The 12879-nt window shown below is 41.9% G+C and carries 11 protein-coding genes and 1 other RNA gene; 8 read left to right on the top strand and 4 right to left on the bottom strand.

Annotation, left to right across the window (positions count from 1 at the left end; genetic code table 11):
- The first annotated feature begins 101 nt into the window (after positions 1-101).
- Together sucA and odhB are read left to right on the top strand one after the other, a co-directional pair.
- Positions 102-2936, top strand: coding sequence for a 2-oxoglutarate dehydrogenase E1 component (gene sucA, locus ACN6NB_RS09450; RefSeq protein ID WP_039179296.1), 2835 nt, complete (start codon positions 102-104; stop codon positions 2934-2936).
- A gap of 14 nt (positions 2937-2950) precedes the next feature.
- Complete coding sequence (gene odhB / locus ACN6NB_RS09445; protein WP_039179294.1) at positions 2951-4207, top strand: 2-oxoglutarate dehydrogenase complex dihydrolipoyllysine-residue succinyltransferase; 1257 nt, start codon at positions 2951-2953, stop codon at positions 4205-4207.
- A 34-nt stretch (positions 4208-4241) separates the two neighbouring features.
- Here odhB and ACN6NB_RS09440 read toward each other — a convergent pair whose 3' ends face one another.
- The 4 genes from ACN6NB_RS09440 to ACN6NB_RS09425 form a co-directional block, all read right to left on the bottom strand.
- Positions 4242-5192 carry a bile acid:sodium symporter family protein gene (locus ACN6NB_RS09440; protein ID WP_039179291.1) on the bottom strand — a complete coding sequence of 317 codons (951 nt, stop codon included), beginning with the start codon at positions 5190-5192 and terminating at the stop codon, positions 4242-4244.
- A gap of 149 nt (positions 5193-5341) precedes the next feature.
- On the bottom strand, positions 5342-6163 hold the full coding sequence (locus ACN6NB_RS09435; protein WP_058838920.1) for a superoxide dismutase: 822 nt from the start codon (positions 6161-6163) through the stop codon (positions 5342-5344).
- On the bottom strand, positions 6156-8030 hold the full coding sequence (locus tag ACN6NB_RS09430) for a terpene cyclase/mutase family protein (RefSeq protein ID WP_474253331.1): 1875 nt from the start codon (positions 8028-8030) through the stop codon (positions 6156-6158). The genes ACN6NB_RS09435 and ACN6NB_RS09430 overlap by 8 nt, the downstream gene beginning before the upstream one ends.
- 300 nt (positions 8031-8330) lie before the next feature.
- On the bottom strand, positions 8331-9815 hold the full coding sequence (locus ACN6NB_RS09425) for an aldehyde dehydrogenase family protein (RefSeq protein WP_039179283.1): 1485 nt from the start codon (positions 9813-9815) through the stop codon (positions 8331-8333).
- A gap of 212 nt (positions 9816-10027) precedes the next feature.
- Between ACN6NB_RS09425 and ACN6NB_RS09420 the strand changes: the two genes are divergently transcribed.
- The 6 genes from ACN6NB_RS09420 to ssrS all read left to right on the top strand — a co-directional run bounded on the left by ACN6NB_RS09420 (position 10028) and on the right by ssrS (position 12777).
- A complete protein-coding gene (locus tag ACN6NB_RS09420) occupies positions 10028-10240 on the top strand; it encodes a DUF6501 family protein (RefSeq protein ID WP_024422683.1) in 213 nt (70 codons plus the stop codon).
- A 49-nt stretch (positions 10241-10289) separates the two neighbouring features.
- Positions 10290-10427 (top strand): YozQ family protein, encoded by a 138-nt coding sequence (locus ACN6NB_RS09415; protein WP_080967843.1) that lies wholly within the window; start codon positions 10290-10292, stop codon positions 10425-10427.
- A gap of 279 nt (positions 10428-10706) precedes the next feature.
- A complete protein-coding gene (locus tag ACN6NB_RS09410) occupies positions 10707-11045 on the top strand; it encodes a PH domain-containing protein (RefSeq protein WP_024422682.1) in 339 nt (112 codons plus the stop codon).
- 175 nt (positions 11046-11220) lie between these two features.
- Positions 11221-11868 (top strand): SDR family oxidoreductase, encoded by a 648-nt coding sequence (locus ACN6NB_RS09405; protein WP_144490250.1) that lies wholly within the window; start codon positions 11221-11223, stop codon positions 11866-11868.
- A gap of 91 nt (positions 11869-11959) precedes the next feature.
- Positions 11960-12460 (top strand): TraR/DksA family transcriptional regulator, encoded by a 501-nt coding sequence (locus tag ACN6NB_RS09400; RefSeq protein WP_126681689.1) that lies wholly within the window; start codon positions 11960-11962, stop codon positions 12458-12460.
- Between the two features lie 132 nt (positions 12461-12592).
- A non-coding RNA gene (ssrS, locus tag ACN6NB_RS09395) (6S RNA) lies at positions 12593-12777 on the top strand.
- Positions 12778-12879 lie beyond the last annotated feature (102 nt).

Here is a 12879-nt window from a genome sequence, read left to right as displayed (position 1 = left end):
TTGGAAGCGTTTTATTACATAAATTTGGTCATTGTGTTCTGGAAGTTATATCGAGATAGTGTTCAATCACTTGATGATCAAAGTTGGGGGTAGTGTTCAAAATGTTTCAAAATGATGTGAAACAACCGTTGAGTTGGGAAGAATTTCATGGTCCGAACCTCGGCTATGTGCTCGAGCTCTACGATCAGTATGTCCAGGATCCTACTAGTGTTGATGAAGATCTAAGAGGCATATTTGATGAACTTGGTGCACCACCGAGTGAAATGAAGGAGGAAATTGGGAAAAAAGAAAATAGCGTAGTTACTTCTGAACAAATCCAAAAGATAGCATCAGTCGTTAAACTGGCAGAAGACATCAGAACGTATGGCCATTTAAATGCTTCCGTCAATCCTCTTCGCAAAGAAAAGGAATTACAAGAACTGTTTCCTTTAAAGGAGTACGGTTTAACAGAAGAAGATGTCAAGAATATTCCGATATCTATTATTAGTCCGGATGCACCAAAACACATTTCAAACGGCATAGAAGCCATTAACCATTTGAGAAATACGTATAAGCGTACCATTTCATTTGAGTTTGATCACGTACATGACTTCGAAGAGCGAAACTGGCTCTCAAAATCAATCGAGTCTGGTGAACTATTTAAGAAAAAACCATCAGATAAACTAGTTTCTGTATTCAAGAGATTAACAGAAGTTGAGCAGTTCGAGCAGTTTCTTCATAAAACATTTGTTGGGCAAAAGCGCTTTTCTATAGAAGGTTTAGACGCACTTGTCCCAGTACTTGATGAAATTATTTCAGAGTCCGTTACACAAGGGACTTCAAATATTAACATTGGAATGGCACACAGAGGCCGTTTAAATGTATTAGCACATGTGTTAGGGAAGCCATATGAGATCATTTTCTCAGAATTCCAGCATGCGCCAAATAAAGAGCTTGTTCCATCAGAAGGCTCTATCGGCATCAGCTATGGATGGACAGGGGATGTTAAGTACCATCTTGGAGCTGACCGTCAAATCAAAGACGAAGATACAAAGAGTGCGAGAGTCACGCTTGCTAATAACCCAAGTCACTTGGAGTTCATTGATCCAATCATTGAAGGAAGCACGCGTGCTGCTCAGGAATCACGTACTCAAAAAGGCTATCCAGTTCAAGACGTTGAAAAAGCGTTAGCCATCTTAATTCATGGGGATGCAGCATTCCCTGGAGAAGGAATTGTGGCAGAAACATTAAATTTAAGTCAACTTGTAGGCTATCAAGTGGGCGGAACCATCCATATTATTGCCAACAATATGATCGGGTTTACAACGGAAAGCAATGAATCTCGTTCGACGAAATATGCAAGTGACCTTGCAAAAGGGTTTGAGATTCCTATTGTTCACGTCAATGCAGATGATCCAGAAGCGTGTTTAGCGGCTGTTCAGCTAGCTGTAGAATACCGCAAACGTTTCAAGAAGGATTTCCTTATTGACTTGATCGGCTACCGCAGATACGGTCATAACGAAATGGATGAGCCTTCTACAACTCAGCCAATGCTGTACGATGCGGTCAGAAAGCACAAAACGGTCAAGAATATCTTTGCAGATAAACTTGTCTCAGAAGGTCTTTTGACAAAAGAGCAGCGTGAAGAAATCGAGCAGGCTGTGACGGCAAAAATAGAAGAAGCCTATAAAAAGGTGCCTTCAAAGAAAGAGCATACGATTCAAGAAATCGAACTGCCAGAGCCTGTATCAAACGGCTTCCCAGCAGTGGATACATCAGTAGAATTTGATGTATTGCGAAAGCTGAATGAAGAATTGATCAGCTGGCCGAATGATTTCCAAGTATTTGGTAAGCTGAAGCGGATCCTTGAAAAACGTGCAAAAGTGTTTACAGATGACCGTAAAGTAGAATGGTCACTTGGGGAAGCACTCGCATTTGCATCTATATTAAAAGACGGTACGCCAATTCGAATGACCGGACAGGATTCAGAGCGTGGTACTTTCGCTCAAAGAAACCTTGTGCTTCACGACAGTCAAACGGGTGATGAATTTATTGCTCTTCATGAACTGAGTGATGCAAATGCATCGTTTACTGTTCATAACAGTCCACTGTCAGAAGGCTCAGTCATCGGATTTGAATATGGTTATAATGTCTATTCTCCTGAAACGTTAGTGATTTGGGAAGCTCAATTCGGAGACTTCGCAAATGCGGCTCAAGTGTATTTCGATCAATTTATCTCAGCTGGCCGTGCAAAATGGGGACAAAAATCAGGTTTAGTGATGCTGCTGCCTCATGGATATGAAGGACAAGGTCCTGAGCATTCAAGTGGAAGAACAGAGCGCTTCCTGCAATCAGCTGCTGAGAATAACTGGACAGTTGCGAATCTGACAAGTGCAGCGCAATATTTCCATATTCTTAGAAGACAGGCGAAAATGCTGCTTCGTGAAGAGATTCGTCCGCTTGTCATTATGACACCGAAGAGTCTGCTTCGTAACCCGAACACATTGTCTGAGGTCCAAGAATTAACGGATGGACAGTTCCGTCCAGTTCTTGAACAGCCAGGTCTTGTACATGATCACGAAAAAGTATCGCGTCTCGTGCTATCTAGCGGGAAGGTATCCATTGATATTAGTGATCGTTTTACTCAAATGGAAGAGCCGAAAGATTGGCTTCACGTTGCAAGAGTGGAACAGCTGTATCCGTTCCCAGCCAAAGATATTAAAGGAATTTTAACAAAGCTGACAAACTTAGAAGAAATCGTATGGGTGCAAGAAGAACCGCAAAATATGGGAGCTTGGGGATACATTGAGCCATATTTACGTGAAATTGCGCCTGAAAAAGTAAAAGTACGTTACATCGGCCGAAGAAGACGTTCAAGTACGGCTGAGGGTGATCCAACTGTGCATAAAAAAGAACAAGAACGAATTGTATCTGATAGCTTGACTCGCAAAAACTAAGGGGGAAATGAAAAATGGCGGAAATTAAAGTACCTGAATTAGCGGAATCAATCTCGGAAGGAACGATTGCTCAATGGCTAAAGCAGCCGGGCGATTATGTGGAGCAGGGGGAGTACCTGCTGGAACTTGAAACAGATAAAGTCAATGTCGAACTGACTGCTGAAGAATCTGGTGTATTAAAAGAAGTGCTCAAAGATTCTGGTGACACTGTACAAGTTGGAGAGGTCATCGGAACGATTGCAGCAGGTGAAGCTGGCGGAAGCGAGTCCGCAGCTCCAGCACCTGAGCAAGCTTCTGCACCAGCTTCGAAAGAAGAACCGGCAGCTGCTCAAAAAGAAGAAGCAGTGAAAGAAGAGCCGAAAGCTGGTAATGGCAGAACCATCGCTTCTCCTGCAGCTAGAAAACTAGCGAGAGAGAAGGGATTAGACTTATCTGAGATTCCAACCGTAGATCCGCTGGGCAGGGTACGAAAGCAGGATGTCGCTTCTTATCAAAAGAATGAAGCACCTGCAAGTGCACCGAAAGCCGCGCCAAAAGCAAATGCGGCGGTGCAAACTGAACAACCAGGAAAGCCAGTTGAACGTGAAAGAATGTCACGCCGCAGACAAACAATTGCAAAACGTTTAGTTGAAGTTCAACAAACGGCTGCGATGCTGACGACATTTAATGAAGTCGATATGACAGCTGTGATGGATTTAAGAAAGCGTCGTAAAGATGCCTTCCTAGAACAAAATGATGTCAAGCTTGGCTTCATGTCCTTCTTTACAAAAGCAGTTGTAGCAGCACTGAAGAAATATCCGCTGCTTAACGCAGAAATTCAAGGTGATGAGCTTGTCTTGAAGAAATTCTATGACATCGGCATCGCTGTTGCTGCAAACGAAGGTCTTGTCGTACCAGTTGTCCGTGATGCAGACAGATTGTCATTTGCAGGGATTGAAAAAGAAATTGGTCATCTTGCGAAAAAAGCAAGAGATAACAAATTGGCTCTTAGTGAGTTACAAGGTGGATCATTTACGATCACAAACGGCGGAACATTTGGTTCTCTGCTTTCAACACCGATTTTAAACAGCCCGCAAGTTGGAATTTTAGGAATGCATAAAATTCAGCTTCGTCCGGTGGCGATTGATGAAGAACGTTTTGAGAACCGTCCGATGATGTATTTAGCTCTTTCTTACGACCACCGTATTGTCGATGGTAAAGAAGCAGTTGGATTCCTTGTTACGATTAAAAACCTGCTTGAAGATCCTGAGCAGCTATTGCTTGAAGGATAATCTTCCATTATAAAAGCTAGCACCTTAACAGGTGCTAGCTTTTTTTCTTTTCACTGTCAGGTTGTCCTCGTTTTGACCAATACGTCGCAAGCCAGGAACCAGATAAGTTATGCCACACACTAAAAATCGCACTTGGTACGGCTGCGAGCGGTGAGAAATGTGCTGTTGCAAGGGCTGCACCAAGCCCGGAGTTTTGCATGCCTACTTCAATCGAAATCGCTCTTTGAGAAGGAATATCCATTTTGCACCATTTTGCGATCAGGTAACCAAATAAAAGACCGAGCCCATTATGTAAAATGACAACGGCCAATATCAGCAAACCAGATTGAAGAATCTGCTCTTTATTTGCACTGACAACCGCTGCAATGATCACCACAATTCCAGCAACAGATACAAGCGGCAATGCTTGAACCGCATAGTTTACTTGTTTTTTGAAAAACACCTTAACAATAACCCCTAAGATAATAGGAATAAGCACAACTTGGACAATCGACAAAAATAATGCCTCCGGTGATACAGGTAACCATGATCTTGCAAAGATAAAAATAAAAAGAGGCGTTAAAAAGGGAGCAAGAAGGGTCGATATAGTTGTGACCGCTACGGATAAGGCCATATTGCCTTTTGCTAAAAAGGTCATGACATTGGATGCAGTACCGCCTGGGCAGCAGCCCACAAGAATAACGCCTACTGCAATTTCAGATGGCAGCCGTAATCCGTAAGCTAATAGAAAGGCGATCAGCGGCATGAGTGTGTACTGCGCCAAAACCCCGATTAGCACATAGAGAGGTTTACGAAAAAGCTCCTTAAAATCTTCACCTGATAACGTAAGCCCCATCCCAAACATAATGATTCCTAGTAAAAAAGGGATATACGGTCCAATCTGAGAAAATACGTCAGGAAAAGCAAATCCAAGACATGCAAAGATAATGACCCAGATTGCGAAGGTTCTTCCTGCAAATTGACTAATGGTTAAAAGAATGTTCATTCATTGCTTCATCTCACTTTCCTCACATATCTTTCCTATTTTAAACGAATTTTCTGAAAAAACAACCCGTTCTTTATAAAGGTGTTAATAATTTAATTATGTAAACTAAAAACACCCCATATAAGCATGAGCCTATATGGAGCATCGTCTTAAAAAGGGGTCCACTTCACTTGCTGTGCTTGCTTAAGCCTTGCTTCTGGCTCACGCCAGTCAACTACACTCCACCAACGATCTACGTATTTCGGTTTTTCATTCAGATATTGAAGATAGTAGGCGTGCTCCCATACATCAAGGGCTAAAAGAGGGATTACGTCCCATTGTGACAAAAATTGATGGCGTTCTGCTTGTAAAATCTCTAATCGCTGGGATCTGGGCGCCCAAACGAGAATGGCCCAGCCGACACCCTCTACTTGTTTGGCCGCTGCTGAAAATTGAGATTTAAATGCGTCATAGCTGTCAAATGATTGTTCAATGAGACGAAGCATTTGTCCAGTGGGCTTTCGTTTTCCTGAAGGACTCATGGAAAACCAAAAAATACAATGTAAATAGTGTCCTGCACCATTGAAGGCAAGCTCTCTTTCCCAATGTTTGATCATTTTGAAATCATTGGTTCTTCTTGCATTTTTTAATGCAAGCTCAGCTTGGTTCAAACCATCAACATATGATTGATGATGTTTCTGGTGATGCAAATACATAATCTCCTTTGAAATAAACGGTTCTAGTGCATCATACCGGTAAGGGAGAGGAGGTAACTTATGATTTCCGGCTGCTACCTCTCGCATGTCTTCTTGTGGTTTCATGTCCTCAGAAATACGTTCTGCCAGTTCGTACCACTCTTGTTCACTGGAATGTTCATCATCCATTGAAAACCATAAATGGTCTACTTTCTGACGGATGTTGTCATCTTGAATCGCGGGTTGAATAGAGTTAAGCCACTCTTTGAGCTGCATTCGATACTCTTCCTTATTCATTCTTACGCCTCATTTCATCTAAAAATGTGGAACAAGCCATCATGGGAAAGACAAATGGGTAGCTATGATAGGTGATGTAAAATTGCTTTGGCAGGCCAATGCCTACTGGATAGTGCAAGGCTTCACTCGTGTGCTGATGATGGGTCAAAAATGAGATAGCTTTTAAAATCGCTTTGTCATCTGGCTTCTCATATTGTAAAAGTGCCTCTGCTGCCCAAGCCGTCTGAACCACTGTGCCAAACGGGAGGGGGACATACGTTTTTACCTCTGTACTTTTACACGATTCTCCGAAGCTGCCATCTTCTCGTTGAATCTGCTTTAAAAATCGGCACGCTTTTTGAACAGCAGGATGGGTGGAGGGGATGCCGGCAGCTTTTAGTCCTGTTAATGCTGCCCACGTTCCATAAATATAGCAAACACCCCATCTGCCAAACCATGATCCATTTTTCTCTTGATGATCTAGGAGCCACTTGACACATTGATCTTTTTGCCTGTGAACGGGTGGTGACATGTTTTTCTCTTCAAGACCAATGAGATGAAGCACCCGGCCTGTAATATCGGGAGTCGATGGATCGATCGCTGCATCCTCCGCAGATTCAAGCGGCAGATGTCGAAGCAGGAAGTGATCTTGATTTTTTTCAAAAGCAGAGAATCCGCCGTCACGGTTTTGCATGGAAAGAAGCCAATGAAATCCTCGTTTCCATTGAACTGGTGCGTATGTTCGCGGAATGGCTTTTAAGACAATTTGCGTATCATCACAATCAGGGTTATTTGTGTTGATATCTGAAAAACCAAAGCCTCCCGGAGCAGTATGCTGGTTATGAATCGCCCAATCTGCTTTCTTCATTTGCTGCCGGTTCAGCAAGTATGAGAAAGACTTAGTGATGACTGGGTCTTCTTGTTTTTTGCCAGCTTTTTGAAAAGCGTAACTGACAAGCGCTGTATCCCATACTGTGGATGTGGAATTTTCTGCATACATTCTGCCCTGACAGACAGTAACTAGTTTTTTCATGCCTTTGACTGCTTTTAAAATGAGATGATGTCCAGGGGAGTACCCAAGACTCATAAGTGCATAGACCATAAAAATACTGGCACTTAAATAGCTGTACAGCGTGCCATCTTTTTCAAGGCGATCAAACATATATCGCTTTGCTGCTTCATATCCGAAAAAGTCCAGCCGGCTGTCGAGTGCTGTATACGATCGCATGTAAGTCAGAAAGTGTTGAGCGGAACGTTCTTCTCTTGCCATAAACCAGTCAAATGGATTCTTAGACATGTTTGCATCAAGGTGTGCCAAGCTTGGAAATTTCTCATGAGAGGTATATCGTTTGTTGAGTGCGATCATCATTGGTACAAAGTGAATTCTTGCATATGCACTAAGATGATAAAAGTGCAGCGGAAAGTATGTAGGGATGAGTAAAAAGGAAAGTGGTGCATAGAAATACGGCCAAGGGTGCATGCCGTTGACGGCGAGCATCCACTTTGTCATAAAGTGAACGTTCTTTAATCCGCCTTTTGAACGTATATATTGCGCTGCTTTTTCCATATGAGGCTCATCTTGTTGAAACCTGCCTGATACGAGCATTCCGCAATAGCCCTGCACAGTGGCAGTTACATGTCCTGTTTGATCATGATACAAAGAAAAAGACCCATCCTCATTTTGTTTTTCGCGTATCGCTTCTGCTAATTGATGAACCAACGCCTGATCCGAATCACCGACAGCCTTTAACAGCATAATCAAAAAAGCATTTGTCATCATAGGACCTTCAAAGCAGAAAACAAAGGCGCCATCATCTCTTTGTCTTCGCTGCATTTGTATGTGCAATTCTTCGATAAATTCGTTTACTTTCAATTGAAAATCTTGCATATGCGGCCATGCTCCTTTCCTTTCATACTATATTCAGGAGCCGGCCTGTCACATGCAAACACAAAAAAAGCCGATGACAGGGTCACCGGCTCAGCGTGTAGACAAACCCTCGCATTCGGTGTCAGGTCTGTGCGCTGGTGCTCACGAATGTCAATTCGCTCCGCGCCAGTGCTCGTCCTTCCTAGACTGCAAAGGTTTTCTATCACGCTGAAAAGAAGACAAAGTGCTAAAATAAAAATCATTTTAGCACTTTGTCAACGATCTGAGCCGATGACAGGGTCAAAGGCTTTCTTGACGTCATTAGTCTTGGAGATTAATCCATACACTTTTGACTTCTGTATAGTTGTTAAGGGCATATGACCCCATTTCTCTGCCAAGACCTGATTGCTTATATCCTCCAAACGGGGAGGCGGCATCAAAGACATTATAGCAGTTGACCCAAATTGTTCCTGCTTCAAGACGTGCAGCAATATCGTGGGCATGCTTTAAGTTTTCTGTCCAAAGTCCTGCTGCTAATCCATATTCAGACTGGTTGGCCCGTTCGACCACTTCATCAATGGAATCGTAAGGAATTGCAGATAAAACAGGTCCGAAGATTTCTTCTTTGGCAATGGTCATTTCATCTTCTACATCTTTAAAAATAGTAGGGGAGACGAAATAGCCAGCCTCATAAGGGCAATCGCCACCGACAACGGCTGTTGCCCCTTCGGATTTACCTTTTTCAATATAGCCTAATACGCGTTCGTGCTGTTCTTTACTTACAAGAGGTCCAATTTGTGTATCTTGATGAAGACCAGCGCCTTGCTTGAGGGATCCTGCATATTTGGCCATTTGATCGACCACTTCATCATATTGGCTCCGGTGAACAAAGACTCTGGAGCCCGCGCAGCATACTTGGCCTTGGTTAAACATGACGCCATTTAAAGCACCTGGAATGGCTTTCTTTAAATCGGCATCAGGTAAAATAATATTCGGTGATTTTCCGCCAAGCTCTAATGTGACCCTTTTAATAGTTTTAGCCGCTTTCTCCATAATTAATTTTCCAACGCTTGTTGACCCTGTGAAGGCAAGCTTGTTCACATCAGGATGTTCAGTTAAGGCATTTCCGGCTGTTTCGCCAAATCCAGGAACGATGTTAATCACGCCTTCTGGGAAGCCGGCTTTGTCCACTAATTCTGCTAAATAAAGAGCAGAGAGTGGAGTTTGTTCGGCTGGCTTTAAAACGATGGTGCATCCTGTTGCAAGTGCGGCACCCATTTTCCACATGGCCATGAGCAGCGGGAAGTTCCATGGGATGATTTGTCCTACAACGCCAACCGGCTCATGGCGGGTATAATTAAAATATCCTTGACTGACAGGAATGGTTTGTCCATTCATTTTTGTCGTCCAGCCTGCATAATAGCGCATGTGCTCAATAGCGAGGGGGATATCTGCATTTGTTGTTTCATTAATCGGTTTTCCATTATCTAAAGTTTCAAGCTGTGCAAGCTCTTCTTGATTTTCTTCCATTAAATCAGCAAGCTTGAACATGAGGCGGGCGCGTTCAGCGGCAGACATTGAGCGCCAAGGACCATGAAAGGCTTTTTTTGCAGCTTTTACTGCCTCATCAATATCTTTTTCACCTGCTTCATATACATCAATAAGGGTTTCGCCTGTGGCTGGGTTAGGAGTAGCAAAGGTTTTATTATCGTGACTTGTGACAAACTGACCATTAATGTAGAGTTTTTTCGTCCCTTGGAGAAAAGATTCGAGTTTTGAACTAATTTGAAGTGTTGTAGAGCTCATAAATAAACAAACCTCCTTAAAGATATGGATTGTTTTCTGCGAGTTCTAGGTGAGAAAAGCGGACATGCAACGAAACAGTATACGCACAAAAATGTAAACGTATACAATTATCATATTACACGACATGTTTGAAAGCAATCCATAACACTCATTGCATTTCGCGAAAATTTGGCTACAATAAATGTATAGATGAAAAAAGGAGTTTTTAAATCATGATCCATCAAAACTGGCAAACAGCTCAAACGTTAAAACAAGTAAAATGTGTACATACAAATGCGAAAAAATATATGGTCGACCGGGCATTAACGGTTGGAAGCACATATGAAGTGAAAAATGAAACAGAGGAATTCCTGTTTGTCGTTGATAATACGGGTAAAGTAGGCGGGTATTACAAGGAGTATTTCGAAGATATTTCGGCTGAATGATTTTGAGGGTCATCACTCATACTAAGAAAAACAGTAAAGGGTGATGATGATGAAAAAGCAGCAAAATGACGAGCAGCAAAATCAAAATGCATGGCATGAACACGAAGATGCTGATATGGCGATTACGCTTGAACAGATTTCCGATGTGTATGCCGAGGGAACGATTGATACACCAAAAGACGAATAGGTATTTAAAAACAGTGATTTGGCATAATCACTGTTTTTTTATTGGAATGATTCAGCATTTTTTCTCGAAAAGAACTGAAACTTTTTTCCTGCTTTAACAGTCTAAATAAATAGAGGAAAGAGCATCGGATCAAAAAGAAAAAGTTAAATGAAATTTAATCTATTCGTAATGGAATAACGATCATTTATAGCGTATTCTATAAGTGAGAATAAAACGTACCCACAGAGCCGTGTGGCCGTTTTGTCATAAAGGAATTTGATGCAGGAAGAGGGGGTTTACGTGGGTATTTTTTCTGTCAGTAAACAAAATGATAAGAAATTCGAATCCTTATTGATTGAAGGGGAAAGAATTGAGGCTGTTTACAGACTGCGTCACGACCAAATTTGCTTTACAAATAAACGACTGATCTTTGGCGATAACCGCGTATTTTCTAAGAAGAAAGTCAGGGTCTCCTTGCCGTATCGATCAATTGAAAGTTTTGCCATTCAAGAAGCTGGCGTGTTTGATCAGGACACAGGTATGCTGCTTGTCACAAGCTCAAAAGTATTTGAACTCGACTTTTCCAAAGAGACTGATTTGAGTGATGTGCAAGCCATTTTGACAAAACATCTTTGCTGATCAATCTTGCGATTACATAGATCATATGCACTTTTCTCATTCTTCGTTCTTATTTTCATAGATCGCACATTTCTGAGCCTTTCCCATCTGATGGGAGGGGCTTTTTTCTGCTTAAGTGTTTGAATGATAGCAAAAAAGGTTAAAGATGAAACAGATACAGAAAGGAGAATGAACTATGAAAGTGTTAGTTGCAGGAGCAAATGGACATACAGGAAGACTTGTCGTTCGTTATTTAAAAGAAAAAGGACATGAGCCGCTTGCTCTCATTCGAGATGAAAAACAAGCAGATGCGCTAAAAGAACTTGGTGCAGCACCTGTCATCGGTGATCTTGAAAAAGATGTGACAGATGCTGTGAAACAAGCAGACGCTGTCATCTTTGCAGCTGGTTCAGGCTCAAAAACAGGTGCGGATAAGACCATTGCGGTCGATCAAGAAGGGGCAAAACGCCTCGTTGATACAGCGAAAAAAGAAAACATCCAGCATTTTGTTATGCTCAGTTCCTATAATGCCGATGACCCGAACCAGGGAAAAGGGCAAGGAAGTATGGAAACTTATTATGAAGCGAAAAGAAAAGCTGATGAACACTTAAAACAGTCTGGTCTTTCCTATACGATTGTCCGCCCGGGCGCCTTGCTGCATAAGGAGAAGACAGGAAAGATTAAAGCTGCCGAGCATATTCCAGATGATCAGAACATCGAGATTTCAAGAGAGGACGTAGCCATTGTTCTTGTGGAGAGCTTAACAGAATCGAATGTGAAAAATAAGTCCTTTGACTTGATTAAAGGCGATAAACCAATCGAAGAAGCACTTCGCCATCTGTAAGAGAAAAAAGCTGCTGCCAAATAGGCGGCGGCTTTTTTGATGTTTTCTTTTCCCTTCCAGCGGGAAGGTAATGAGAAAGGAGTGATTGACCGTGGGCTTAACGAAAGAACAACAAGCTGATTTATACGAAAGATTGATTCAACTAAAAGAAGATGTGAAGGGATCAAAAAAGAAAGAAGAATCGATGCTCGTTGAATCGAGTGAGATATCAAATGGTGTTGGGAATCATATCGCTGATCATGGGAGCATCTATTTAGACCGCATGACAGAACAAACGCTGGATCAAGTCGATGATCAACTTGAAGGTGAAATCGATGCAGCACTGAAACGAATGGAAGACGGAACATATGGGATTTGTGAGAAAACAGGAAAAGAGATCCCATATGAGCGTTTAAAAGCAGTTCCATATACACGTTATTCAATTGATGCAAAGAAAAATGAGGAAACGACTCAAGATCCAAACGAGTTTGACCGTTCATTCTCCGATCAAATGCGTGATTTAACGAATAGAGAAACAATGGATCAAATGCATTCAGATACGTATGAAAGACTCGAGGAAGAGCAGGATGTTGATGTGGAGGAAGAAAAATAGCAATATATGAGAAGGTTAAATTTTTTCAGAATAATGTTTCCATATGTACTCGTGGACAAAAATCTTGTATAAATGAGTATTTCAAAGAAAAAAGATCTCTTGAAATTTAATTAACTTTCGTGTAGTATAGTTTAAAGGCTGCGATGCGCGTAATGTTAATTAAGTTTTAACCTTTAAGCTGTAATAGGGAGTTTTATATTGAAGCCGGAATGTCATGCCTCCTAGAGAGGAAGACAGGAACGTTTCTGCAAACACCCACTTTGAGGAGTGGTGGTTTAAAACTTTCTTACTTAGATTACGGCATCCGCAGCTTTTCCTAGGATGATTCAAGCCATTTTCCATTTCGGAAAATGGCTTTTTATTTTGTGAAAAAACGAAATTGCACAGACCGCCGGATGAAGAAGGAATGTATGTTAAAA

This window comes from Bacillus sp. 11B20 (assembly GCF_056098985.1).
This window is presented reverse-complemented; position numbering and strand designations above follow the sequence as displayed.